The 25,096-nt window shown below is 68.6% G+C and carries 21 protein-coding genes and 1 other RNA gene; 8 read left to right on the forward strand and 14 right to left on the reverse strand.

Annotation, left to right across the window (positions count from 1 at the left end; all coding sequences use genetic code 11):
• Positions 1–13: 13 nt before the first annotated feature.
• From ACWGJP_RS11930 to ACWGJP_RS11945, 4 genes are all read right to left on the reverse strand, one after another.
• Entirely contained in the window at positions 14–769 is a 756-nt protein-coding gene (locus ACWGJP_RS11930; protein ID WP_452329999.1) for a type 1 glutamine amidotransferase, read from the reverse strand.
• Entirely contained in the window at positions 766–2,082 is a 1,317-nt protein-coding gene (locus tag ACWGJP_RS11935; RefSeq protein WP_452330000.1) for a MurT ligase domain-containing protein, read from the reverse strand. The genes ACWGJP_RS11930 and ACWGJP_RS11935 overlap by 4 nt, the downstream gene beginning before the upstream one ends.
• Positions 2,082–3,350: an RNA polymerase sigma factor gene (locus ACWGJP_RS11940; RefSeq protein WP_452330001.1), complete on the reverse strand. Its 1,269-nt coding sequence runs from the start codon at positions 3,348–3,350 to the stop codon at positions 2,082–2,084. Before ACWGJP_RS11940 ends, ACWGJP_RS11935 begins: the two co-directional genes overlap by 1 nt.
• 178 nt (positions 3,351–3,528) lie before the next feature.
• A complete protein-coding gene (locus tag ACWGJP_RS11945; protein WP_452330002.1) occupies positions 3,529–4,470 on the reverse strand; it encodes a proteasome assembly chaperone family protein in 942 nt (313 codons plus the stop codon).
• 107 nt (positions 4,471–4,577) lie between these two features.
• Between ACWGJP_RS11945 and ACWGJP_RS11950 the strand changes: the two genes are divergently transcribed.
• From ACWGJP_RS11950 to sucB, 3 genes are all read left to right on the forward strand, one after another.
• Positions 4,578–6,056 carry a leucyl aminopeptidase gene (locus ACWGJP_RS11950; RefSeq protein WP_452330003.1) on the forward strand — a complete coding sequence of 493 codons (1,479 nt, stop codon included), beginning with the start codon at positions 4,578–4,580 and terminating at the stop codon, positions 6,054–6,056.
• Positions 6,053–7,426: a dihydrolipoyl dehydrogenase gene (gene lpdA / locus ACWGJP_RS11955; RefSeq protein ID WP_452330004.1), complete on the forward strand. Its 1,374-nt coding sequence runs from the start codon at positions 6,053–6,055 to the stop codon at positions 7,424–7,426. Before ACWGJP_RS11950 ends, lpdA begins: the two co-directional genes overlap by 4 nt.
• Positions 7,427–7,490: 64 nt before the next feature.
• The gene (sucB, locus tag ACWGJP_RS11960) at positions 7,491–9,221 is read left to right on the forward strand and encodes a 2-oxoglutarate dehydrogenase, E2 component, dihydrolipoamide succinyltransferase (RefSeq protein ID WP_452330005.1); all 1,731 of its coding nucleotides are present in this window, start codon (positions 7,491–7,493) and stop codon (positions 9,219–9,221) included.
• A 12-nt stretch (positions 9,222–9,233) separates the two neighbouring features.
• On the opposite strand, the gene ACWGJP_RS11965 is transcribed toward sucB, so the two are convergent.
• Positions 9,234–10,667: a hypothetical protein gene (locus ACWGJP_RS11965; RefSeq protein WP_452330006.1), complete on the reverse strand. Its 1,434-nt coding sequence runs from the start codon at positions 10,665–10,667 to the stop codon at positions 9,234–9,236.
• 149 nt (positions 10,668–10,816) lie between these two features.
• Between ACWGJP_RS11965 and ACWGJP_RS11970 the strand changes: the two genes are divergently transcribed.
• On the forward strand, positions 10,817–11,527 hold the full coding sequence (locus tag ACWGJP_RS11970; RefSeq protein ID WP_452330007.1) for a DUF4191 domain-containing protein: 711 nt from the start codon (positions 10,817–10,819) through the stop codon (positions 11,525–11,527).
• 55 nt (positions 11,528–11,582) lie between these two features.
• Here ACWGJP_RS11970 and ACWGJP_RS11975 read toward each other — a convergent pair whose 3' ends face one another.
• On the reverse strand, positions 11,583–12,767 hold the full coding sequence (locus ACWGJP_RS11975; protein WP_452330008.1) for a RimK family alpha-L-glutamate ligase: 1,185 nt from the start codon (positions 12,765–12,767) through the stop codon (positions 11,583–11,585).
• Between the two features lie 26 nt (positions 12,768–12,793).
• On the opposite strand from ACWGJP_RS11975, the gene ACWGJP_RS11980 reads away from it, so the two are divergent.
• Positions 12,794–13,273, forward strand: a complete 480-nt coding sequence (locus ACWGJP_RS11980) for an ATP-dependent zinc protease family protein (RefSeq protein WP_452330009.1) — start codon at positions 12,794–12,796, stop codon at positions 13,271–13,273.
• Positions 13,274–13,275: 2 nt separating this feature from the next.
• On the opposite strand, the gene ACWGJP_RS11985 is transcribed toward ACWGJP_RS11980, so the two are convergent.
• Positions 13,276–13,704 carry an RDD family protein gene (locus ACWGJP_RS11985; protein ID WP_452330010.1) on the reverse strand — a complete coding sequence of 143 codons (429 nt, stop codon included), beginning with the start codon at positions 13,702–13,704 and terminating at the stop codon, positions 13,276–13,278.
• A gap of 121 nt (positions 13,705–13,825) precedes the next feature.
• On the opposite strand from ACWGJP_RS11985, the gene glnA reads away from it, so the two are divergent.
• Both glnA and ACWGJP_RS11995 read left to right on the forward strand, forming a co-directional pair.
• The gene (gene glnA / locus ACWGJP_RS11990) at positions 13,826–15,250 is read left to right on the forward strand and encodes a type I glutamate--ammonia ligase (protein ID WP_452330011.1); all 1,425 of its coding nucleotides are present in this window, start codon (positions 13,826–13,828) and stop codon (positions 15,248–15,250) included.
• A gap of 126 nt (positions 15,251–15,376) precedes the next feature.
• Positions 15,377–15,709: a hypothetical protein gene (locus ACWGJP_RS11995; RefSeq protein ID WP_452330012.1), complete on the forward strand. Its 333-nt coding sequence runs from the start codon at positions 15,377–15,379 to the stop codon at positions 15,707–15,709.
• Positions 15,710–15,904: 195 nt separating this feature from the next.
• Here ACWGJP_RS11995 and ACWGJP_RS12000 read toward each other — a convergent pair whose 3' ends face one another.
• From ACWGJP_RS12000 to ACWGJP_RS12015, 4 genes are read right to left on the reverse strand one after another with little or no spacing between them, the layout of a single operon-like run.
• Entirely contained in the window at positions 15,905–16,819 is a 915-nt protein-coding gene (locus ACWGJP_RS12000) for a diacylglycerol/lipid kinase family protein (protein WP_452330013.1), read from the reverse strand.
• Positions 16,820–16,855: 36 nt separating this feature from the next.
• The gene (locus ACWGJP_RS12005; RefSeq protein WP_452330014.1) at positions 16,856–19,831 is read right to left on the reverse strand and encodes a bifunctional [glutamine synthetase] adenylyltransferase/[glutamine synthetase]-adenylyl-L-tyrosine phosphorylase; all 2,976 of its coding nucleotides are present in this window, start codon (positions 19,829–19,831) and stop codon (positions 16,856–16,858) included.
• Positions 19,832–19,837: 6 nt separating this feature from the next.
• Positions 19,838–21,175 carry a glutamine synthetase family protein gene (locus ACWGJP_RS12010; protein ID WP_452330015.1) on the reverse strand — a complete coding sequence of 446 codons (1,338 nt, stop codon included), beginning with the start codon at positions 21,173–21,175 and terminating at the stop codon, positions 19,838–19,840.
• Positions 21,176–21,178: 3 nt separating this feature from the next.
• Complete coding sequence (locus tag ACWGJP_RS12015) at positions 21,179–21,373, reverse strand: SPOR domain-containing protein (RefSeq protein ID WP_452330016.1); 195 nt, start codon at positions 21,371–21,373, stop codon at positions 21,179–21,181.
• Positions 21,374–21,441: 68 nt separating this feature from the next.
• Between ACWGJP_RS12015 and ppgK the strand changes: the two genes are divergently transcribed.
• Complete coding sequence (ppgK, locus tag ACWGJP_RS12020; RefSeq protein ID WP_452330017.1) at positions 21,442–22,188, forward strand: polyphosphate--glucose phosphotransferase; 747 nt, start codon at positions 21,442–21,444, stop codon at positions 22,186–22,188.
• A 60-nt stretch (positions 22,189–22,248) separates the two neighbouring features.
• Here the strand turns inward: ppgK and rnpB are convergent.
• The 3 genes from rnpB to ACWGJP_RS12035 form a co-directional block, all read right to left on the reverse strand.
• An RNA gene (gene rnpB / locus ACWGJP_RS12025) (RNase P RNA component class A) lies at positions 22,249–22,634 on the reverse strand.
• Between the two features lie 14 nt (positions 22,635–22,648).
• Positions 22,649–24,340 carry a bifunctional 3'-5' exonuclease/DNA polymerase gene (locus ACWGJP_RS12030; RefSeq protein WP_452330018.1) on the reverse strand — a complete coding sequence of 564 codons (1,692 nt, stop codon included), beginning with the start codon at positions 24,338–24,340 and terminating at the stop codon, positions 22,649–22,651.
• 18 nt (positions 24,341–24,358) lie between these two features.
• The gene (locus ACWGJP_RS12035) at positions 24,359–25,090 is read right to left on the reverse strand and encodes a zinc ribbon domain-containing protein (protein ID WP_452330019.1); all 732 of its coding nucleotides are present in this window, start codon (positions 25,088–25,090) and stop codon (positions 24,359–24,361) included.
• Between the last annotated feature and the right edge of the window lie 6 nt (positions 25,091–25,096).

The following is a 25,096-nucleotide window of genomic DNA, read 5'->3' on the forward strand; positions in this document are numbered from 1 at the left end:
CGGATCACCTCCGTCACACCTTGATCGTCTTGAAGCCCTTGTCCCGGGTCGGCCTCAGGAGGATCTTCGTCCGAGCAGCCTCGGCGTACTCGTCGAGCTCGCTCACGGATGCGGGCCCGATCGCGAGTCCGCGCCGTTCCGCCACGGCATCGATGAGGACATCGGTCAGAGCCGGATTCAGCGGCAGGACGGGACCCTGCACATTGCTCGCGAACGCGTTGCCTCGGCGCACGAACTCGCCGCGGGCCTCGCCGCGGACGAAGCTGCCGTGCCCCTCGAGGACCGTGCCGTACGCCACGGACGGATCGGTCAGCGTCCACTCCGATGCGTGATCCTCGAACCCGACCACGCGTCCGTCCGGGGTCTCGACGATGATGTATCCGACTCTCCGATCGCCGACCCGCGCCACCCGGTACGGGAGCACTCCGATGCCCGAGACCGTCTCGCCTGCCGCGACATCGATCCCCTCGCCGAGGAGCTCGGCGGAACCGCCGACGGCCAGCAGCGTGCCGCCTTCGGCGACGTAGGCCTCGATCTGCTCCGCGCGTGCGGTCAGATCGGCATGGACGCCGCGGAGCGCGGAGAGCGGGCCGTTGCCGAGCACGAGGAGATCGACGGCATCCGGCAGGTCCTCGCCGGGGGCGACGAGCACCGTCGCGGTCTCGATGCCCCGCGCGGCGAACCGCCGCTCGATGGCGCGGACGTTGCCCCGGTCACCGGTGATGCCGAGTTCGAGCGGGTACAGCTGAGCGATCGTGACCGTGGTCATCGGCGCGCCACCTCCTGGTCGCCGTGTCCGAGGATGCGGCGACCGATCATCATGAGCTCGTAGTTGACGAACCAGATCTGACGCCGGGATGCACTCTCCGGGAAGCCCCGCATGATCTCCACGGCACGCTCGAGATCCGGCTCCACGGCGTCGATCTGCACGCCCGCGTACGCGAGGGCGAGCGCGAGCTGGTGGGCTTTCTCCCCTGTCACGACGTCGACGCGGGGCAGGGCCGAGAAGTCGACGTCGTACAGCCAGGAGACATCCGGCGTACCGTCGTCGATCGCCATCAGCACACGCTCCGGCGCGGCATCGAGGGCGTCGAGGTTCATCTGCAGGCTCGGCGCGTTCTTGAACATGACGAACTCGACCTGCTCACCGGCAGGATCCCGACGAAGCGGGATGACTTCGCCGCGTCCGTATGCGGGGGCCATCTGCGCGAACCCTTTCGCGGCGGATTCCGCCGAGAAACGATCGCCGAGCACACGTGCGGCGACGGTCAGCGCGGCGGCCGCGTCCGCCGCATAGTGCAGACCGCGAGCGGGGAGCGTGATCCGAGCATCCGCACCGTCGATCGATACGACGACATCTCGACCCGACACCTCGCGCACTTCGGCGAAGGCATCGTTCGCGATGATCCCCTCGGTGCCGCTTCGCGTGTCCCTGGCGTTCGCGAGGCCGTGCGCCGAGGCGGCGACGACCTCTTCCGAGACGCCGAAGAACGACAGCTCGCCCTTCAGACCCGAGGCGTCGATCTTGCTGAGATACGGGTCGTCTCGGTTCACCACGACGTGAGACGAGGCGCGCGTCGAAGCATCGAGCATCATGTCGGCGACCCGCTCCGTCTCGTAGAAGCGGAACAACTGGTCCACCTGCACGTTCAAGGAGAGGATCACCGAAGGCGAGAGCAGGTCCGCCAGCTCGGCGGCGTAGCCCTCGTCCACCTCGAGAACGGCGACGTCCGCGCGCACCCGTCCCGTGAGCGTGGCATCGGCGAGCAGCGCGCTCGTCACGCCCTGCGGCAGATTCGCTCCGGTGGGATTGGTGAAGACCGTGAGCCCGTGAGCCCGCAGGACCTCACTGACCATGTGCGTCGTGGTGGTCTTGCCGTTCGAGCCGAGCACGAAGATCACGCCATCGGGGAACTGCCCCGCGAGCGTCGGAAGCAGGGTCGGCGAGAGCCGGTTCGTGAGGTATCCGGGGAAGGCCGAGCCGCCGCCGCGCAGACGCGTGGCGAAGCGGGCGAGCTTCCCCGCGAGGACGGGGAAGACGTACCGGAGACCTGCCGAACGCGCCTGGGGAGCGCCCGCCATCATTCGAGGTAGTCCCGCAGCGACTGCGAGCGGGAAGGATGACGCAGCTTCGCCATCGTCTTCGACTCGATCTGGCGGATGCGCTCGCGCGTGACGCCGAAGGTGTCGCCGATCTGGTCCAGCGTCTTGGGCTGCCCGTCGCCGAGGCCGAATCGCATGCGGATCACGCCTGCCTCTCGCTCTGAGAGCGAGTCGAGGAGCTGCTCGAGCTGACGCTGGAGCATCGTGAATCCGACCGCGTCGGCCGGCACGACCGCCTCGGTGTCCTCAATGAGGTCACCGAACTCGCTGTCGCCGTCCTCACCGAGGGGGGTGTGCAGCGAGATCGGCTCACGGCCGTACTTCTGCACTTCGACGACCTTCTCCGGGGTCATGTCGAGTTCGCGGCTGAGCTCCTCAGGTGTGGGCTCGCGGCCCAGGTCCTGGAGCATCTGGCGCTGCACGCGGGCGAGCTTGTTGATGACCTCGACCATGTGCACGGGGATGCGGATGGTGCGCGCCTGATCGGCCATCGCCCGGGTGATCGCCTGACGGATCCACCACGTCGCGTACGTCGAGAACTTGAAGCCCTTGGTGTAGTCGAACTTCTCCACCGCGCGGATGAGGCCGAGGTTGCCCTCCTGGATGAGATCCAGGAACTGCATCCCGCGTCCGGTGTACCGCTTGGCGAGCGAGACGACCAGGCGGAGGTTGGCGCCGAGCAGATGACTCTTCGCCCGCTGGCCGTCGCGCGCGACCCACTGCAGGTCGAGACCGAGCTGGCTCGTCTTCTCCGCCGCGGACATCGCGGACAGCTTCTCCTCGGCGAACAGGCCAGCCTCGATGCGCATCGCGAGCTCGACCTCTTCGGCGGCGTTGAGCAGCGCCACCTTTCCGATCTGCTTCAGGTAGTCCTTGACCGGGTCGGCGGTGGCGCCGGTGATCTGGGTCGAGTAGACCGGCACGTCCTCGTCGTCGTTCGACGAGATGACGATCGCGCCCGTGGGAAGCGGCTCGGTGAAGGCCGGCTTCTTGCCGTCCTCGTCGTCCGTCTCGTCCTCCGACGCCTCGGTCGATGCAGCGGCGTCCTCGGTGGAGACCTCGTCCTCGACGACGTCCTCGTCCTCGTCCGACTTCTTCCGACGCTTGGCAGGAGCCTTCTTCGCGGGCGCCTTGGCCGGCTTGCTCGCACCCTTGGTCGCGGGAGCAGCGGTCTCTTCCGGCTCGACGACCTCAGCGTCGGCGTCGGCCTTCTTCGTCCGGGATGTCTTGGTCGCGGCAGGAGTCACGTTTCGCCTCTCACGAGCGGGAGAACCCGCCCGGAACTTTTCGGACACTAGTAAGACCCTTGTCAAGTCGTCGGCGTGAGCGCGGCGTATTGACAACGGGTCGGACTACCAGTATCGCACACGTGAGCCGGTTCGGGGTCATCTGCGCTGAGACGGCACGATCGGACGCGCCGAGAGGTCAGGCGCGACCGCGCTTGTCGTCTTCGCCCGGAGGCCTCGTGGCCAGGTAGCGCTCGAGTTCCGCCGCCAGTTCATCCGCGCTCGGCAGATCCCGTTCGCTGAAACCGGAGTCGAAGCGGTCGGCGTCCTCGAGCGCGTGGCCGGCCATGTAGGCGTCGTAGCGGTTCTCCAGGGTCTGCAGCATCTGGCGCAGCTCGTCGCTCGCCAGCACCTGGTCGTCCACCTTGGAGAAGTAGTCCTCGCGCAAGGCCTGGACGGCGTCCATGCCCAGCACGAGACCGGTCGAGCTCATCAGACGATCCGCCGCGGCGAGGACCGCATCGGGGTTCTCCGTCTCTGCAAGATAGTGCGGCACGAGCAGGACGAATCCTGCGACGCGATCGCCTCGCTCGGCGAAGCGGTACTCGAGCAGGTGCCCCGCCGTCGCCGGAACCTGTGTCCGCGGCCGCCAGATCGACTGCGCGGCGATGAGCTCGTCACGGTTTCCGCTGACGGTCGTGCCGATCGGCCGGGTGTGCGGAACGGGCATCGCGATGGCGTGCACCCAGTTGAGACCCGACACCCGGAACTCGTCGGCGAGCTCCAGCACGACCTTCGCGAAGGCGTTCCATGCGAAGTCCGGCTCGAACCCGGCGAGCAGCAGGAACGGCTGACCGAGAGCGTCGTGCGCGAGCGAGAGCTCGAGCCGAGCCGGCTTGAACAGCGTGAGGTGATCCTGCTCAAACACGATGATGGGCCGGCGAGCACGGTAGTCCAGCAACGCGTCGTTGTCGAAGACCGCGATCGGCTGCGGGTCAGCGGTGTCGCGCAGGTGCTCGATAAGCCCGGACACGGCGTTGCCCGCGTCCGTGAAGCCGGTCAGCAGCATCACGAGAGGAAGGCCGGGCGGCACGACGGGGGCGTTGGCCACGCGCTCGAAGAGGTCACCGGAAAGAGGCATGTCTCCATGCTACGAGCCGGTACGAGGACGAGGGTCTGTGTCGCTGTCAGCGAACACGCACGCACACCGACCGGTTCACCCTCGCGCGTGCTCCCTAGGATGGAGGCATGACGCTTCCCGTGCTCTCGCACACCACAGACGCATTCCCAGGAAGTGCTGCAGACGCCGCAGTGCTCGTCATCTCGGACACCTCCGCCGAGGCCCTCGCCCCATACCCTGGGCTAACCGAGGCCCTCGATGGAATCGGGTTCACAGGTTCGGCCGGCGCCTTCGCACGCATCCACCTCCCCGATCTCTCCGCCGTTCCGCTGGCGGTCGTCGGCGCCGGCTCCTCACCATCCGCCGTCGCCGTGAGGGATGCGGCAGGCACCGCCCTGCGCACGTTCACCGGCTTCTCCACCATCTCGCTCGCCCTCGCCCCCGACGTCGCACCGTTCGCTGCTGCCGCCGCGGAGGGCGCCGTCTTCGGCGGCTACCGCTTCGCCGACTACCGCGCGGATAGCGGCAAGCAGCGTGCGGATTCCGTGATCCTGCATTCCGACACGGTCTCCGAGGAGGACGTCCTCCGCGCCCAGACGCTCGGGGATGCGCTCGCGCTCGTCAAGGATCTCGTCAACGTGCCCGCGCAGTGGCAGAGCCCTGCAGAGCTCGCCCAGAGCGCGGTGGACAGCGTCGACGGCCTCGGTATCACCGTCGACGTGCTCGACGAGAAGGCGCTGGCCGAACAGGGCTTCGGCGGCATCCTCGGCGTCGCGCAGGGCTCGGAACGACCGCCCCGCCTCGTCCGCCTCGACTACTCCCCCGCCGGAGCGGTTCGCCACATCGCCCTCGTCGGCAAGGGCATCACCTTCGACACCGGCGGCCTGTCGCTGAAGCCTGCGGCGAGCATGGTCGGCATGAAGTTCGACATGGCCGGATCCGCGACGGTGCTCGCCTCGCTGCGCGCGATCGCGCAGCTCGCTCTTCCGGTCCGCGTCACGGCATGGATGTGCATCACCGACAACATGCCCTCCGGCGGCGCGACCCGCCCCGGCGACGTCCTCCGGATGCTGGACGGCACCACGGTCGAAGTGCTGAACACGGATGCCGAGGGCAGGCTCGTGCTCGGCGACGGGCTCGTCGCCGCGAGCCGCGAGCATCCGGATCTCATCATCGACGTCGCCACCCTCACGGGTGCGATCCTCGTCGCTCTCGGCCATCGCCACACCGGCGTCATGGGTTCGGACGAAGCCGTGGCGGAGTACCTCGCCGCGGCCGACGCAGCGGATGAACTCGCGTGGGCGCTGCCGCTGCCGGACTACATGGAGGACTCCCTGAAGTCTCCTATCGCCGACCTCGTCAATGCGAACATGGGCGACCGCGCGGGCGGCTCGATGTTCGCCGGGCTGTTCCTGCAGCGCTTCATCGGTCGTGTCGGCGACGACGAGGACGCTCCGCGCATCCCGTGGATTCACCTCGACGTCGCGGGATCCGCCGAGCACAACTCCGCGCCGTACGGCTTCGTCGACAAGGGACCGACGGGGGCGACCGTCCGCACGATCGTCGCGCTGGCTGAGGCGTCGGCGCACCGGGAGGAGATCGCATGACCACGCACGCGTTCGACGTCGTCGTCCTCGGCGGCGGCAGCGGCGGCTACGCGGCCGCTCTCCGCGCCGCCGAGCTCGGCAAGACCGTCGCATTGATCGAGAAGGACAAGGTCGGCGGAACCTGCTTGCATCGGGGTTGCATCCCCACCAAGGCCCTGCTGCACTCCGCCGAGGTCGCCGACCACGTGCGCGATGCCGCATCGGTCGGCGTCTCCGCCTCGCTCGAAGGCATCGACCCTGCTGGGGTCCGCGCCTACCGCGAGGGCATCGTCGCGAAGAAGTTCAAGGGGCTCGAGGGGCTCATCAAGGCACGCGGGATCACTGTGGTCCACGGCGCCGGTCGTCTCAACGCCGACCGCGGTGTGCAGGTCGGCGACGACGTGTACACCGCCCCGGACGTCGTCCTCGCCACAGGGTCGTACAGTCGATCGATCCCGGGTCTGGAGATCGGCGGCCGGGTGCTCACCAGCGAGCATGCGCTCGCGCTGGACGTCGTCCCCGAGCGCGTCCTCATCCTCGGCGGAGGAGTGATCGGGGTCGAGTTCGCCAGCGTATGGCGGTCGTTCGGCGCGGAGGTGACGATCATCGAGGGCCTGGAGCACCTCGTTCCCAATGAGGACATCGCCCTCAGCAAGGGCTTGGAGCGCGCATTCCGCCGCCGCGGCATCGCATACTCGCTCGGCAAGCGGTTCGAGTCGGCGACGCAGGACGAATCCTCCGTGACGGTCACCCTGGAGGACGGCACCGCGTTCACCGGCGACTACCTGCTGGTCGCGGTCGGTCGTGGCCCTGCGACGGACGGGCTCGGGTTCGCCGAGGCCGGGGTGACGCTGGAGCGCGGGTTCGTGACCGTCGATGAGCAGCTGCGCACCGGGGTTCCCGGGCTGTGGGCCGTCGGAGACATCGTGCCTGGTCTCCAGCTCGCGCATCGCGGCTTCCTGCAGGGCATCGCCGTGGCCGAGCGGATCGCGGGGCTCAACCCGCCGCCGGTTCCCGAGTCGCAGATCCCGAAGATCACGTACTCGAACCCCGAGGTCGCGTCCGTCGGGCTGACCGAGGCGGCCGCCGTCTCCGCGCACGGAGCGGACGCCATCGTCAGCTACGAGTACAACCTCGCGGGCAACGGCAAGAGCGAGATCATCGGAACGAGCGGGCTCGTCAAGGTCGTCCGGCAGAAGGACGGGCCCGTCCTCGGCGTCCACCTGCTCGGCGACCGGGTCGGCGAGCTCATCACCGAGGGGCAGCTGGCCGTCGCCTGGGAGGCGCATCCGGAGGACATCGCCCCTCTCGTGCACGCGCATCCGACGCAGAGCGAGGCGCTCGGCGAAGCCTTTCTCGCTCTGGCCGGAAAACCCCTGCACGCACTCTGAGCACCAATCGACACCGAGGTCACTAAGCTGGTGGCGTCACATAATTCTTGAAGGAGACTCTGTCATGAGCACATCCGTGGTCCTCCCCGCTCTCGGAGAGAGCGTCACCGAGGGTACGGTCACCCGCTGGCTCAAGCAGGTAGGAGACACGGTCCAGGCAGACGAGGGTCTGCTGGAGATCTCGACCGACAAGGTCGACACCGAGATCCCCTCCCCCGTCACGGGCGTTATCGAGGAGATCCTGGTCGCCGAGGACGAGACCGTCGAGGTCGGCGCTCTCCTCGCGCGGATCGGCGACGGTTCCGGCGCTGCACCTGTGGCGGATGCTCCCGCGGCAGCGCCGGCCGAGCCAGAGCCCGCTCCCGCCGCAGCAGCGCCGGCCCAGGCCGCACCCGCCGCCGAGGCTGCCGCTCCGGCCGCACCGGCCGAGGCGACGGCACCCGCCGCGAGCGGTGACAGCACTCCGGTGCTGCTTCCCGAACTCGGCGAGAGCGTGACCGAGGGCACCGTCACCCGCTGGCTGAAGCAGGTCGGCGATGACGTCGCCGTCGACGAGGCGCTGCTGGAGATCTCCACCGACAAGGTCGACACTGAGATTCCCTCTCCGGTCGCCGGAGTGCTTCAGGAGATCGTCGCCGCAGAGGACGAGACCGTCGCCGTGGGCGCCGTGCTCGCCCGGATCGGTTCCGGCGCCCCTGCTCCCGCCGCAGCGCCTGCTCCGGCTCCCGCTGCCGCGCCTGCGGCTCCCGCGCCCGCGGCCCCTGCCCCGGCTGCTGCTCCGGTCGCCGCGCCTGCTCCGACCACTCCCGCCGCCGCTCCGGCTCCGGCTGCCGCGCCTGCGGCTCCGGCTGCCGCGCCTGCGGCACCGGCCCCGGCCGCCGCGGAATCCGATTCCCTCTACGTGACGCCTCTCGTGCGTCGGCTCGCCGCCCAGCAGGGCGTCGACCTGGCCTCGGTGAAGGGCACGGGGGTCGGTGGACGCATCCGCAAGGAGGACGTGCTCAAGGCCGCCGAGAGCGCTCAGCCTGCTGCTGCCGCCGCGGCCGCCGCGCCTGCACCGGCCGCGCTGGAGGTCTCTCCGCTGCGCGGCACCACGCAGAAGATGTCCCGTCTGCGCAAGGTCGTCGCCGAGCGCGCCGTCGCCTCGATGCAGCAGACGGCTCAGCTCACCACCTTCGTCGAGGTGGATGTCACCGCGCTCGCGAACTACCGTGTCAGCGTCAAGGACGAGTTCCTCGCGAAGACGGGTGACAAGCTCTCGTTCCTGCCGTTCTTCACGCTCGCTGCGGCGGAGGCCCTGCGGGCCTTCCCGATCATCAACGCCACGGTCGACGGGGAGAACATCGTCTACCCCGCGACGGAGAACATCTCCATCGCGGTCGACACCGAGCGTGGTCTGCTGACCCCCGTGGTGCGCGATGCGGCGACGAAGAACCTCGCCGAGCTCGCGCACGAGATCGCCGATCTCGCTGCCCGGACGCGTGACAACAAGCTGAAGCCCGACGAGCTGGCCGGTGGCACCTTCACGGTGACCAACACCGGATCGCGCGGTGCTCTGTTCGACACGCCGCTCGTGTTCCTGCCCCAGTCGGCGATCCTCGGCACCGGCACGGTCTTCAAGCGTCCCGGCGTCGTCACCGTCGACGGCGTCGACGCCATCGCCGTGCGTTCCTACGTGTTCCTCGCGATCTCGTACGATCACCGCATCATCGATGGCGCGGACGCCGCCCGTTTCCTCGGCGCCATCAAGAATCGTCTCGAAAGCGCCCAGTTCCAGGCGAACCTGGGGATCTGAGCCGCAGAACGATCATGGCTGGTCCGCGACGTCATACACGTCGCGGACCAGCCATTCGTCGTCTATGCGGATGAGCACCATCATCTGCGCCCGTTCGTCCTGCGCCCCGATGCGGACGACGGCGAGATCACCGTAGTCGTCGACGAGCACTGGCGCGCCGGCGTCCTCGGCGCGGAGAACCTGTTCCGGCCGAACCGAAGACCCCTCGGCGATCGCGTCAGGGCACTCCGAGCCGCTTCCTTCCGCGCACGCATCCATGCTCTCGATCAATCCGATCACCGCCGCGACAGGCTCCGGGGTCTCACGCGCGGATGTGCTCGGAGTCGGCTGCGGCTCCGCGCCGACCTCCCCCGTCTCATCCGGAGCTGTACTGGCCACCGGCGAAGGCGTCTCCGTTCCTGCGGCATCCGGTGGCGATGGCGTCTCGGCTGCCGGCTCGAGCGCGGCGGCGACGGCACCGGAGCGCGGCTCCTCCGCGCTGGGCCAGAGGACTCCGATCGCGATGACCGCTGTCGCAGCGCTCGTCCCGACGAGCAGGAGGCGACGTCTGCCCGGCCCGGAGGACGAGCGTTCGGATGCCTTCGCGGCACGTGCATCGAGTTCGCCGCGTGCCTCCGTGCGAGGCCACCGTCGAGTGGCAGCCCCTCCGATCCGCGCGCGGACGTTCGCGCCGTCCCGTGCAGAGCCGTGCCCGGTCTGCCCGGCCGAGCGGAGCATCTCGACGGTTCCGGACCAGACCCCTCTGCGCTCCCTGAGCCTGGTCTGCGGCCCGACCGCACGATGCGTACTCACGCTGCCGGGTTCGTCGTCTTCCGGTCCCATCCGAACGTGCAGCGCACGCGGCGAGGCGAACTCGAAGAGGTCGCGCTCCCAGCGCTGGGCGCGCAGCGCACCGGGCGCGTCCGTACGGAGCGCATCCGCGATCTCGCCGAGCATCCGCCGCAACGAGCGATCCGTGCTGTCGTCTGCCAGGCGCCGGATCAGTTCCCCCGCACCTGTCAGGGCGGGATGCGAACCGCCTGGGACGCAGAGCGGACGACCGTCGTACCCGAGCCACCATTCACCGGGCAGGTCGTGATCCGCGCGCTCGACGATCTCACGCACGCCCCGCAGCATGCTCGCGGCGAGGTTCGTCGTCTCCCCCGGTTCCAGCGGTGCCCCGTCGCGGCGCTGCGCGAGGAAGACGTCCATGCGTGTCCGGCACCACGGCAGCAGGGCCGCATGCCCGTCGCGCCTACGGGCGATGTCCAACGGCGCGGCGACGTGCTCGGCACCCGCGAACCGCCAGTCGATGGGCGCGCCTTGCGGCTCCAGCTCGACGAGCACCGCACGGCGTTCGCCCGAGGAGACGAGCATTCCCGCATACGGTCCTTCGCCTGCCCGAATCGTCCGGATCTGTCTGTGCGCGCTCTCCCACGCGGTCTCGAAGTCGTCGTTCGCTGCCATGGATCAAGCAGAGCATCAGAGCCGCCTCCGGCTGCGATGGAAAGAACTGATGTGTTCAAGGCTCGAACTTCTCTGCTCGATGTGCAGGACGAGTGCGCCTGGCGCGAACGCAGCGATCGACGGCGCCCCGAATCGGTAGGCTGGTGCACATGGCAAAGCGTGCTCCCGAACCCGAGAAGCGTCCTGGGTTCTTCTCCCAGCTCAAGTCCCTGTTCCGGTTCACGCGGGACGTCTACGCCTGGCTGCCGTGGGCGCAGATCGCGATCCTCGTCGGCGGCGTGCTCATCGGCCTCGTGGTGGGTTATCTCATCCCGCCGTTCCAGATCTGGACGCTCATCCTCTGGGCCATCACCGGTCTCATGGTCGGCATCCTCGGGTCGATGATCCTCATGACGCGTCTGTCGACCAAGGCGATGTACCAGAAGATCGACGGAATGCCCGGCGCATCCGGCCACGTGCTCAGCACCAGCCTCGGACGCAGCTGGCAGGCCTCCGACACCCCGGTGGGCGTCAACCCCAAGACCCAGGAGGCCGTCTACCGCGCGATCGGCCGCGGCGGCATCGTCGTGGTCGGCGAGGGCGCACGAGGCCGCCTGACCCGTCTGGTGAACGAGGAGCGCACCAAGGCTCAGCGTGTGGCGCACGGCGTCCCGGTCACGGTCCTGTACGTCGGTCACGGCGACGACGAGGTGACCATCGCCGAGCTCTCCAAGACCATCAAGAAGCTTCCCAAGGCCATCGACAAGGCCACCATGGCCGCGGTCATCCGAAGGATCGACTCCGTCTCGCAGTCGGTGACCTCGCTGCCGATCCCCAAGGGCATCGACCCGCTGAAGGCACGAGCGCAGCGCCCGCGCTGAGCATCCTCCGCCATGAGACGGCGCCCCTCCCGATGCGGGAGGGGCGCCGTCTCATTCAGTTCAGGGGCTCCTTGGGGAGGCGGCGCACCTTGGCCCTGCGCCTGCGGCGCTCGGGGATCATGGAGCGCATCTCCTCGAGCTTGCCGAAGCAGAGGAGCCGATCCTCCGCCTCGAGCACCACATGCTTGCGCGGGTTCGGGATGACGTTCACGCCTCGATGAAGGGTCAGGACGGTGATGTCCCTGTCCCACAGGCCCAGCTCGCCGAGCGGCTTGCCGACCTGTTCCGCCCCCGCGTGCATGACGAGCTCGGCGACCCCGTACCCGGTGGACACGCTCAGGCGCTGACGGACGTCGATCTCGGGGAATGCGACCTGATTGGCGATGTAGTCGATGATGGCGCCGGCGACATCGAGCTTCGTCGCCTGCTCGATGCCCTGCAGCCCCGGCGAGGAGTTCACCTCCATGACCAGCGGCCCATCGTCGCCCTCGAGCATGTCGACGCCCGCGACGCGCAGTCCCATGATCTGAGCGGATCGGACCGCGGTCTGCTCGTAGACGGGGTCGAGCTCGACCGGCTCGACCGTTCCGCCGCGGTGCACGTTGGAGCGGAACTCGTCTCCCGCCGCCACACGGCGCATCGCCGCCACCACGCGATCGCCGACGACGAGCGCTCTGATGTCACGTCCACGGCTCTCCGCCACGAACTTCTGGATGAGCACGTTCTGCTTCGTCGAATGCAGCGTCTCGATGATGGCCTCGGCGACCTTGACCTGCGGCGCGAGGATGACTCCGATGCCCTGGGTGCCCTCGAGCAGCTTGATGACGACCGGGGCGCCCCCGACGCGCTCGATCGCAGGACGTACGTCGGCGCGATTGCGCACGAACGCCGTCGCCGGCATGGCGATGTTGTGCCGCGAGAGGATCTGGTTCGCACGCAGCTTGTCGCGTGCCTGCGAGATGCCGTTGGCGGTATTCGGCGTATAGACGTCCATCTGCTCGAATTGGCGGACCACCGCGGTTCCGAAGTAGGTGATCGAGCTGCCGATGCGCGGCAGGATCGCGTCGTAGTCGCTGAGCGGTCGTCCCCGATACTGCAGGTCGGGTTCGTCGGCGGTGAGGTCGATCGCGAAACGCAGAGTGTTGAGCACCCGCACGTCGTGACCGCGCTGCTGGGCGGCCGCGCGCAGGCGCTGCGTCGAGTACGCCTGCGGCGCACGGGAGAGGACGGCGATCTTCAAAGGGTTTTCCTGCCAGGATGTAGAACGTGACTCGTGACTCCCATTCAAACACCCTTACGGGGTGGCGTGAATGGGTGAGCCTGCCTGATGCCGGCGTCGACTGGATCAAGGCGAAGATCGACACGGGAGCCCGCACGTCATCGCTGCACGCGTTCGAGATCGAGGAGTTCGAGCGCGAGGGCGAGGCCTGGGTCCGTTTCCGCGTGAAGCCATGGCAGGAGAGCCCTGAAGACGCGACGGTGGTGGAGTGCCCCGTGCACGACCGTCGCATGGTGCGCAGCTCGTCCGGCCACGCGCAGCGACGTCTGGTGGTACTCCTCGCCATCCGTCTGGTCGACCGGCTGATCGTCTCAGAAGTCACCTTGAGCAATCGCGACGAGATGGGATTCCGGATGCTCATCGGCCGCCAGGCGCTCCGGCAGGGATTCGTCGTCGACCCCGCACGGTCATTCCTCGGAGGCCGCGCCCCCAAGGAGACCCGTCGCCGCAATCGAGGCAGAGTCTGAGATCAGGCCCTGAGCAGCAAGGTACCCGCCGCCTTGTCGTGCAGGCCGCGCTGGTCGGCGTCCCAGATCACCGCGGGGATCACGATCACGAGCAGCAGCGTCCGTACGATCGGACGCCACAGCCCCACCCAGCCGCCACGGGCGCTGACGACTCTGAGGCCGACGATGCGATGACCAGGGCTTCCGCCGAGCGTCGGGATGAACACAATCTGCAGCACGGCGAACACGATCATCGGGGTGAAGAGGGTGAATCCCGCCTCGGACGGCAGGGCGAACTGGTCGTAGCCGAGGAAGCCCGTGGCGATGATCGTCGCTGCGAGGTAGTCGATCGCAAGGGCGGCGATCCGTCGGCCGACGCGTCCCACACTGCCCGTTCCGGACTCCGGCAGACCAAGTCGCTCGCCGGGGTAGGCGTTCACAGCATCCGTCACACACCGATCCTAATCGAGCGCTGTAACATGCCGGAAACATTCAGGACATGGCAGAGTAACCCTGCCGCCCTAGCCTTCTCGAAGGCCGAAGGCCCCGATCCGCGTCATCCAGGAGTGATACATGTTCACCGATTCATCCGAGGTGCTGAGCTACATCAAGGAGAACGACGTCAAGTTCCTTGACATCCGTTTCACCGATCTGCCCGGCGTGCAGCAGCACTTCAACATCCCGGCGTCCACCGTCGACGAGGACTTCTTCACCGTCGGTCAGCTGTTCGACGGTTCGTCGATCCGCGGCTTCGCCAACATCCACGAGTCGGACATGCAGCTCATCCCTGATGTCACGACGGCCTACCTCGACCCGTTCCGCGAGGCGAAGACCCTTGTCATGGTCTTCGACATCTACAACCCGCGCACCGGCGAGATCTACTCGAAGGACCCGCGTCAGGTCGCCAAGAAGGCCGAGAAGTACCTCGCCTCCACCGGCATCGCCGACACGGCCTTCTTCGCTCCCGAGGCGGAGTTCTACATCTTCGACGACGTGCGCTACTCGGTCACGGCGGGCGAGAGCTTCTACAAGGTCGACTCCGAGGAAGCCGCGTGGAACACCGGCCGCGAGGAGGAGGGCGGGAACCTCGCCAACAAGACCCCGTACAAGGGCGGCTACTTCCCCGTCTCCCCCGTCGACAAGACGGCGGATCTGCGCGACGACATCACCCTTCGCCTGATCGACGCGGGCTTCATCCTCGAACGCTCGCACCACGAGGTCGGCACGGCCGGTCAGCAGGAGATCAACTACCGCTTCGACACCATGGTGCACGCGGCCGACGACATCCTGAAGTTCAAGTACATCGTCAAGAACACCGCCGAGGAGTGGGGCAAGGTCGCGACCTTCATGCCCAAGCCGCTGTTCGGTGACAACGGCTCCGGCATGCACACGCACCAGTCGCTGTGGAACGACGGCAAGCCGCTGTTCTACGACGAGGCGGGCTACGGCCAGCTCAGTGACATCGCGCGCTGGTACATCGGCGGCATCCTGGCGCACGCGCCGGCACTGCTGGCGTTCACGAACCCCACCCTGAACAGCTACCACCGCCTGGTCAAGGGCTTCGAGGCTCCGGTCAACCTGGTGTACTCGGCTGGCAACCGCTCGGCGGCGATCCGCATCCCGATCACGGGCTCGAACCCGAAGGCCAAGCGCATCGAGTTCCGCGCCCCCGACGCATCGGGCAACCCGTACCTCGCGTTCGCCGCGCAGCTCATGGCGGGCCTGGACGGCATCAAGAACCGCATCGAGCCGCACGAGCCGGTCGACAAGGACCTCTACGAGCTTCCGCCCGAGGAGGCCAAGAACATCCCGCAGGTTCCGAACTCGCTGCTGGACTCGCTGGATGCTCTCCGCGAAGACCACCAGTTCCTCCTCGAGGGCGGCGTGTTCACCGAGGAGCTCATCGAGACCTGGATCTCCTACAAGATGGAGAACGAGATCCTGCCGATGGCTCAGCGCCCGCACCCGTTCGAGTACGAGCTGTACTTCGGGGTGTAACCAGATCCCACGGGATTCCCGGGTTCAGCCCGGAGAACCTCAGAGTGAGCCCGCCTCAGCGTCTTGCTGGGGCGGGCTTGTTCGTGCATCCGGAGCGCAGACCTCACCCCCGCTATGGTGAGCAGCATGGCTGTTCCGCAGGATGCTCCCCCGCCGCTCCGCCGCGGCGAGCGAGTCGCTACCGGCTTCGGCGTGACAAGCATCGCGCTCGCTGCCCCTTGGGTGATCTTCGACGTGGCGACCGCGTTCATCGCCCTTCTGCCGATCGAAGATCAGAGCATCGGCTATGCCCTCTTCCCGCTGTACCTGATCAGCATCCCGCTCGCCGCGCTCGGCGTCGTCTTCGGGGCGGTCGGCCTCCTCCTCGGATTCCGACGACGTTCCTCAGCCATCCTCTGCGGCATCGGACTCGTCCTCTCCGTCGCATCCGTCCTTCGGATCATCGGCTTTCTCTCGTGATCGATGCGCCCGCGGGCGATGAGACGGTCCGTGCATCCCGAGTGCTCGGGCATCAACACGCGCCGCAGAGGAAGCAGGTCTCCCGCACCGCGCCGGGTACGGGTCCGACATCGTCAAGTGGATCGGTTGTGCATCGTCGTCGCTGGCGCGTGGGCGTGTTCGGATGCTGACGCCGACGCCGCGACACCCTTGGGTTCAGCGCACGCGCACCGCGCCGGGCTGCACCCGCACCGAGAAGGAGGTGACCTCGCCGAGCTCCTCGCCGTCGATCTCGAAGCCGAGCGGCGTGCCCAGCTCCACGTCGATGCGCTGCGCCGAGAGGTGGCTCGTCGACTGGGTGCTCACCGCGCCGGTTCCGGCGGCGAACAGTCGACGGATGCCGTTGTCCCAGACCACGGAGCGCACGGTGTCGAGCCATTGCAGGGCGCCCTCGGAGCTGACGAGCAGCATGTCCAACCGCCCGTCGTCCAGCACCGCATCCGGGAGCAGTCGGATCCCGCCCTGCACCATGCCGCAGTTCCCGATCAGCATGGTGTGGCCACGGAGCTCCTCCACCTCACCACCGTCGAGTCGGAGCTTCATCTCCGTCATCTCGGTACCGGCCAGCGCCCTGCCCATCGCCTCGACGTACGCGAGCCATCCGGCTCTGTCCTTGAGATCGTCGTCCGTCTCGACGAGCATCTGCGCGTCGATCCCGAATCCGACCATGACCGCGAAGGCACGTTCGCGTCCGTCCACGGTCACCCAGCCGAGGTCGATCGGGGCGGCCTGCGCCTCCCGGATGCGCCGCAACGCGGCGGGCATGTCGTTCAGCGGGATCTCCAGGTTCCTCGCGAGGAGATTCCCCGTCCCCTGGGGAACGATGCCCATCTCCGCCTCCGAGCCAGCCAGGGCTTCTGCGACCGCTCGCACCGTCCCATCGCCGCCGACCGCGATCACCGTCGAGCAGCCCGCAGCGACCGCCTCCTCGGCCATGCCGAAACCGGGGTCGTCGACGCTCGTCTCCCACCACGCGACGTCGTCTCCGAAGCACTCGCCTACCGCCGTCCGAAGCTCCTCCTCAGAGACCTTGGAGGGATTCCAGACGACACCGATCGACTTCACGCTCATACTCCTCAGCGTGGACGAGCCATCGCGATATGACAACTACCCGTAGAACAGCTGCTCGAAGACGCGGCGCGCCCGGCGGGTGACTCCGAGGTAGTCCTCCTCGACGGCGCTCGCCGATCGATCGGGATAGCCGAGGAGCCTGCCGATGCCGTCGAGCTGCCGCCGGTCGGACGGCAGCACGTCGCTGGTCTGACCTGTCAACAGCGTGATCGCCGACCGCAGGCGGCTCGCGAGTCGCCACGCTTCGCGGAGGAGCTCGGCCGCAGCCTCGGGCACGAGCTGAGCCTCGACCGCACCGTCCAGCGCGCTCAGCGTCGACGTCGTCCTCAGCGCAGGAACGACAGCGGCATGCTGAAGCTGGATAAGCTGGACGAGCCATTCGACGTCGCTGAGCGAACCGGGGCCGAGCTTCAGATGCCGCCGTGGATCGGCCCCCTGCGGGAGCCGTTCGCCCTCCACACGCGCCTTGATGCGCTTGATCTCCCTGAGGCCCTGCGGATCGGCATCCACCGGATATCGGATGCCGTCCGCGAGCTCGGTGAACCGCGCGATGAGCTTCATGCTCCCCGCGACGCCGCGCGCCCGCAGGAGCGCCTGCGCCTCCCACGACAGCGACCAGCGCCGGTAGTACTCCGCGTAGGCGTCGAACGAACGCACCACGGGACCGTTGCGGCCCTCCGGACGCAGGTCGGCGTCCAGGTCGAGAGGAACGCGCTGGTCGGCGAGATGATCGCGCAGCCCGTTGACGAGCCTCGTGGACAACGTCTGCGCGCGCTGCGGATCGATGCCGTTGGCGTCGTAGACGTAGAGGATGTCCGCATCCGAGCCGAAGCCCAGCTCCGCGCCCCCGAAGCGGCCCATGGCGATGATGGCGAAATCGAGGGCGTCGTCCTCGACGGGCACGATCTCGCGACGGACCACGCGAAGCCCCGCCTGGATCGTCGCCGAGGTGATCTCGCTGAGCGCTGTCGCGATCTCCTCGATCGTCAGCACATCGAGCACCGCTCCCATGGCGGTGCGGAGCAGCTCACGGCGCCGAAGGCCCCGGACCGCGCGCATCGCCTCGACCGTGCCATCGTGCCGGGTGCTGATCGCCCTGGCTTCCTCGTCGAGGGCCGCGGCCCCCCTGGGCCGGAGCGAGCCCGTGCTGTCCAGCCAGGCGACGGACTCGGGGATCCACTCCATCAGCTCTCCGACGTAGCGGGAGCTGGAGAGCAGTCTGGTGAGGCTCTCGGCCGCGCCGGACGAATCGCGCAGCATTCGCAGGAACCACGGTGTATCACCCAACCGCTCGCTGATGCGACGGAAGGCGATCAGACCGTAGTCGGGATCGGTGCCGTCGGCGAACCAGCGCACCATCACCGGCATGAGATGACGTTGGATCGTCGCCTTCCGGCTGATGCCGCCGGTCAACGCCCCGATGTGCCTGAGCGCCCCTGCCGGATCACGGAAGCCGATCGCGGCGAGGCGGTCATGCGCCTGCTCCGTGGAGAGGCTGCGCTCCTCCTCCGGAAGCGACGCCACCGCTGTCAGCAGCGGGCGGTAGAAGAGGCGGGTGTGGATGTCGCGCACCTCGCGTCTGATCCGCTCCCACAGCTCCCAGATCTCGTCTCCGGAGTCGGCGAGCCCGCTCGCACGCGCCAGCACACGGAGCCCCTCCGGCGTGCGCGGCATCAGGTGGGTGCGGGCGAGGTCCTTGAGCTGCAGGCGATGCTCCAGCAGCCGCAGCGTGCGATAGTCCGCGGCGAACGCCGCCGCATCCGCGCGACCGATGTAACCGCCGCCGACGAGGGCGTCCAGGCTCTCCAGGGTTCCCCGCGTGCGGATCGTCGGATCCGTGAGGCCGTGCACCAGCTGCAGGAGCTGCACCGTGAACTCCACGTCGCGCAGGCCCCCCTGGCCGAGCTTGATCTGGTACGGCACGTCAGCGGGGTCGATGTGCTCCATGACGCGCTCACGCATCCGCTGCACGCTGTCGACGAAGTTCTCCCTGGCGGCGCTGGACCACACCTTGGGCTGCACGGCGTCGATGTATGCCGCACCGAGGGCGGGGTCCCCAGCGAGCGGTCGAGCTTTCAGCAGCGCCTGGAACTCCCAGCTCTTCGCCCAGCGGTCGTAGTACGCCAGGTGCGAGCCGAGGGAACGGACCAGCGCCCCCTGCTTCCCCTCCGGCCTGAGATTGGCGTCAACCTCCCACAGCGGCGGCTCGGTCTCGATGCCCGACAGACCCCGCATCGTCTCACGGGCGAGCCGCGTCGCGATGTCGATGGCCTTCGCCTCATCGACGACATCCTCATCGGATGACCCTCCGACGAAGATGACGTCGACGTCGCTGACGTAGTTCAGCTCGCGAGCGCCCGCCTTGCCCATGCCGATGATCGCGAGTTGCGTTGCCGCGACCGCGTCGCGGGCGACGGCTCCGGCGACGCGGGTGCGCGCCACCGCGAGCGAGGCCTCCAAGGCTGCGCCCGCTGCATCGGCGAGGGCCGCGGATACGGCGGGGATCAGCGCGGCCGGTTCAGGGTCCCCCAGATCGGCCGCCGCGATCCTGGCCAGCTCGAGCCGGTACGCGATGCGCAGCCGCACCCAGGCCGACTCGTCGCCCAGTGCGGCGAAACCGTCCTCGGCGCCCACGGCCGCGAGCATCCGCTCCCGCAGTCGTGCGGCGCTCGGCACGACCGCGTTCGACTCGGCGAGCACGGCCAGCTCCTGCGGATGCCGGTAGAAGAAGTCCGCGAGCCCCGTCGACGCACCGAAGATCAGCCACGCCGAGGCGCGTGTGCGCGGCTGCCCGAGCAGCCTCGCGACCTCGCCGGCATCCTTGCGCGCGATGCGGACGAGTGCGTTCAGTGCCGCATCCGGATCGGCAGCGGCGGCGTCATCGACGAGCACCGCGCGGTCGACACCGGTGAGCTCGGACAGCTCATCCAGCGCCGCCGACGCAGGGCTCAGCTCCGTGAAGCCCAGTCGCGCGAGTGCCGAGAGAGAGACGGAGTCGTGCGGTCTGGCCATCGAGGATCAGAGCAGTTCGAGGTTGCTCTTCAACTCGAAGGGCGTGACCTGACCGCGGTACGCCTCCCACTCCTTGCGCTTGTTGCGCAGGACGTAGTTGAAGACCTGCTCGCCGAGCGTCTCCGCGACGAGTTCGGACGCCTCCATGTACTCCAGGGCGTGGTCGAGGCTCGCCGGCAGGGCGGCGTAGCCGAGGGCGCGGCGCTCGGCGTCGCTGAGCGCCCAGACGTTGTCCTCGGCCTCGGGCGGCAGCTCGTAGCCCTCCTCGATGCCCTTGAGGCCCGCCGCCAGCATCAACGCGTACGCCAGGTAAGGGTTGGCCGCCGAGTCGAGGCCGCGGTACTCGATCCGCGAGGAGCCGCCCTTGTTGGGCTTGTACATCGGAACGCGCACGAGCGCGGAGCGGTTCGCGTGGCCCCAGGTGACGAAGCTCGGGGCCTCGTCGCCGCCCCAGAGCCGCTTGTAGGAGTTCACGAACTGGTTCGTCACCGCTGCGATCTCGTTCGCGTGGCGCAGCAGGCCAGCGATGAACTGCCGACCCGTCCGGGAGAGCTGATACTTCGCCCCCTCCTCGTAGAAGGCGTTGCGCTCCCCCTCGAACAGCGACATGTGCGTGTGCATGCCGCTGCCGGGGTGCCCGCTGAGGGGCTTCGGCATGAACGTCGCGTAGACGCCCTGCTCGATCGCCACCTCCTTGATCACCGTGCGGAAGGTCATCACGTTGTCCGCCATGGTGAGGGCGTCCGCATAGCGCAGATCGATCTCGTTCTGGCCAGGTCCGCCCTCGTGGTGGCTGAACTCCACGGAGATGCCGAGGTCCTCCAGCATCCGCACCGACCGGCGCCGGAAGTCGTGCGCCGTGCCGCCCGGCACGTTGTCGAAGTAGCCGGCCGAGTCGACGGGCACCGGGCCTTCGGGCCCGTAAGAGGAGGACTTCAGCAGGTAGAACTCGATCTCCGGATGCGTGTAGAAGGTGAAGCCCGCATCAGCCGCCTTCGCGAGGGTCCGCTTCAGGACGTGCCGGGGGTCGGCGACGGCAGGCTGACCGTCCGGAGTGGTCAGATCGCAGAACATCCGCGCCGTCGGATCGATCTCTCCGCGCCAGGGCAGGATCTGGAACGTGGTCGGATCCGGCTGCGCGAGCAGATCCGACTCCGAGGTGCGGGTGAGGCCCTCGATCGCCGATCCGTCGAAGCCGATGCCCTCCGCGAACGCACCCTCGACCTCCGCCGGGGCGATCGCCACCGACTTGAGCGTTCCGATGACATCCGTGAACCAGAGCCGGACGAACTTGACGCCGCGCTCCTCGATCGTGCGCAGCACGAAGTCTCTCTGCTTGTCCATGCCTCAGTTTCCCCAGCCGTCTTCTGCTGCTTCTTCATCCGCCCATGCCGCCGAGCGCTTCTTGAGCAGCTCGGGGGCCGCGGCGGCCTCCGCCTCGGTGTCGAAGGGTCCGACCCGGTCCGGCGAAGGAGAGATCATCCCGAACTCCACCTCACCGCTCACCGAGTTGTACCAGTACTTGCGTTCGCTGTCCGGCATCGCGGATCCCTTCGTAAGCGTCTGTCACGATCCTACTGTCGCCTCAGGCTCTCGCTAGGCTATTGCCCATGGCAAAAGCGATCGGCGTCGACATCGGCGGCACAGGAATCAAAGCGGGAATCGTCGACCTCGAGCATGGGACGATGGCATCCGACAGGGTGCGCGTCCCCACCCCTGAGGGAGCCTCCCCGCAGGACGTCCTCGTTGCCGTGCAGACGGTGCTGAAGACCCTCGATGTGCACGAGTCCACCCTGCCGCTCGGCGTCGCCTTCCCCGCCATCGTCAAGCGCGGCAAGACCCTCTCCGCGGCGAACGTATCCAAGGAATGGATCGACTTCGACGCCGAGCAGTTCTTCCGCGACGGCCTCGGCCGCAACATCGTCTTCGTCAACGACGCGGATGCGGCGGGCGTCGCCGAGGCCCGCCACGGCGCGGCGCGGGACGTCATCGGGCTCACCCTCATGACGACGCTCGGCACCGGCATCGGCTCCGCGTTCCTCTACAACGGCATCCTCGTGCCGAACACCGAGCTCGGCCACCTCAACTTCGGCGCGTTCTCGTCCGTCGAGCAGTGGGCCGCCACGTCGGCGCGCGAGCGCGAAGGCCTCAGCTGGGGCGAATGGGCGGAGCGCCTGCAGGCGTTCTACTCCCACATCGAGTTCCTCTTCAGCCCCGACCTGTTCGTCGTCGGCGGCGGCGTGTCGAAGAACGCCAGCGACTTCCTGCCGCTGCTGGATCTGAAGACCCCGATCGTGCCCGCGATCCACCGCAACAACTCCGGCATCATCGGCGCGGCCTCGCTCGCCGGCGACTGAGCCGCCTCCACCAGACGAGTAAGGCCCCGGTCCGTGGACCGGGGCCTTACTCGTCTGGTGCGAAGGGGGCGACCTGTACGCCGGGTTCTGTTCCGGGGGCCCTCTCGGGCGTCCCTTCGACGGTCATCTCTCTCGGCGACACGTTGCCGTGCCGCTCCAGCGGCCTACCCGAGGACTCGGCGAGCCGCGTCGGCATCCTCTGTCTGGCCTTGCTCCGGGCGAGGTTTACCTGGCGAGCCGTGTCACCACGGCTCCCGGTGGTCTCTTACACCACCCTTTCACCCTTACCCCGATCCCTCGACGAGCGAGGGATGCTGCGGGGCGGTCTGCTCTCTGTGGCACTTTCTCGCGGATCACTCCGGGTGGGTGTTACCCACCGCCCTGCCCTGTGGAGCCCGGACGTTCCTCGGTGCGGTCTCCCGCCACGCGACCGTCCGGTCGGCCCGTTCGCCTGTCCAGTCTACTTCTCCGCGGTGCGGGCGATCTTCAGGTCCAAGGGCACATCGATCGCGAATCCTCCGAACATACGGCGCGTCGCGACGATCGCCGCCTCGCGCACCGCGTCAGCCGCTCGGTCGGCCAGCTCCTCCGGTACGTGCAGGATCACCTCGTCGTGCAGGAAGAAGGCGAGGTGTGCCTGCCGCGCGAAGACTCCGGATGCCGGTGCAGGACGATCCGCTTCGGGAAGGGCCCGAAGACGATGCCTGATCTCCGCGAGCCAGATCAGCGACCACTCCGCCGCCGTGCCCTGAACGATGAAGTTCCGTGTGAACCGGCCGCGTTCCCGCGCCCTGCGCTGCGATTCCTTGACCTGAGCGGCCGTGGCGTCAGCCCCGCTCGCTGCGGCTTGCTGCGTGCGCCAGCCGGCATCCGGCGGAGGGGAGCTGCGTCCGAGCCATGTCGAGACCACTCCGCCGTCCTCCCCCGTGCGCGCCGCTTCGTCGACGCGCTTCATCGCTCGCGGGTAGACCTTGCGCAGGCGGGGGACCAGCCGACCGCTGTCGCCCGTCGTCGCCCCGTACATCGCGCCGAGCACGGCGTACTTCGCCTCTTCTCTCGTGGAGACGGCACCGGAGGCGACCACTCCCTCGTAGAGGTCACGCCCTCTGGCGGCCTCGGCCATCGCCGTGTCGGATGCCATCGCGGCCAGCATCCGCGGCTCGAGCTGGGCCACATCCGCCACGACGAGCGTCCAGCCCGAGTCTGCGCGGACCGCTGGACGCAGCGCACGGGGAAGCTGAAGGGCCCCTCCTCCCGAGGACGCCCAGCGTCCGGTCACCACACCGCCCGTGATGTAGACGGGGCGGAAACGACCATCGTGCACCCATTCGGCGAGCCACGACCACCCGTTCGCGGTGAGCAGCCGCGCCAGCTTCTTGTACGCGAGAAGCGGCGGGATCGCCGGGTGCTCGGCATGCTCGGCCAGCTCCCAGCGGCTGGTGGACTCGACGTTCACGCCGACCCTGTGCAGCGCCCGCAGCAGCTTCTGCTGACTGTCCAGGTTCGCCTGCGGGTCGCCGAGGGCGCGGCGCACCTCCTCGGCGTGAGCGGCCATCCGCGAAGGCACCCCGCCCGCAGAGCGCTCACCGAGCGTGTCGACGAGGATGCCGTCGTGCACCGCTTCATCCCAGGGGAGCCCGGCGATGCGCATCTCCTCCGCGATCAGCCCGCCGGCGGACTCCGCGGCGCACAGCATGGCGAGCCGCCCGTCCGGCGCATCCGCGAGCACGCGCAGCTGGGCGCGGTACTGCGCCAGCATCTCCTCGACCGGATCGGCGGTGTCCTCGACGAGCGCATCGAGGAGCGTCGGGGCGGTCGGCTCGGCGGACGCCGCCCTCCAGAGATCGTCCGCCACCAGCGGCGCGTCCACGAGTGCCGTATCGCGCAGGATCGCGTGGCAGAGCACGAGATCGTGGGTGCGCGAGAGCATGGCGCCGTCTTCGAGAAGTCGCGGATACACCTGGCGGGCGCTGCGGAGGATCCATCGCGGCGCGGACGAGCCCTCGGTCTCGGCGATCCAGGCCGCGACGCGTTCGGCCGGCACTATCTGTCTGGACGCTTCAGAACCGTCCGCCCCGAGCTCGACGACGGTGTAGCCGGACGCGCCGGCGGAGACGAGCGCGATCCGCCGCTCAGCGGGCGATGCGGCCACGCGTGCCGTGCCTGCGGATCACAGGCCGGATTCCTCGGTGCGCACGAGGATGCAACCGCACTCGGGGCAGGACACGACCTGCTCGGCCGGTGCCTGTCGGATCGCCGTCAGATCCGTGCCGGAGAGCACCATCCGGCATCCCTCGCACGTGCCACGGCGCAGCAGCGCCGCACCCGTCGTCCTGGTCGCGCGCCTGTCGTACTCCGCGAGGAGGGCGGCGTCGATACCGCCCGCGACCGCCGTTCGATCACGGGCGAGCTGTTCGCCCTCCGCGGTGGCGGCGGCGATGCCGGCCTTGGCCTGCCCGGTCAGCTCCGTGCCCTCGGCCGTCGTGGCGTCGATCACGGCCTGCTGGGCCGTCACGGCGGCCTGCGCCTCCTCGAGCTTCGCCATCACCTCGAGTTCCTGGTCCTCCAGGTCGCCGGTGCGCTTGGCGAGGCTGGCGAGCTCTCGCTCCAGCGCCTGCGCGTCCTTGGCGTTCGTCGACGCTGCGAGCCGGTCGGCGTCCCGCGCACGACGCTGTTCGACGACGGCGACGTCGGCTTCCAGACGGCGAAGCTCGGCGGCGGCGTCGTCGCGGGAGCCGGTGAGCAGGGTCAGCTCGCGCAGCTGCTCCTGGCGCAGCGCCGAGAGCTCATTGATCCGCGCAGCGTGCGCCGGCTGGGTGCGTGCGCGCTCGGCCTGCTGGATGCGGCGATCGAGTTCGGCCACGTCGAGCAGCAGCCGCTGCTGTTGTTCAGTCGCATTCACGTCTCA

This window comes from Microbacterium sp. NPDC055903 (genome assembly GCF_053615555.1).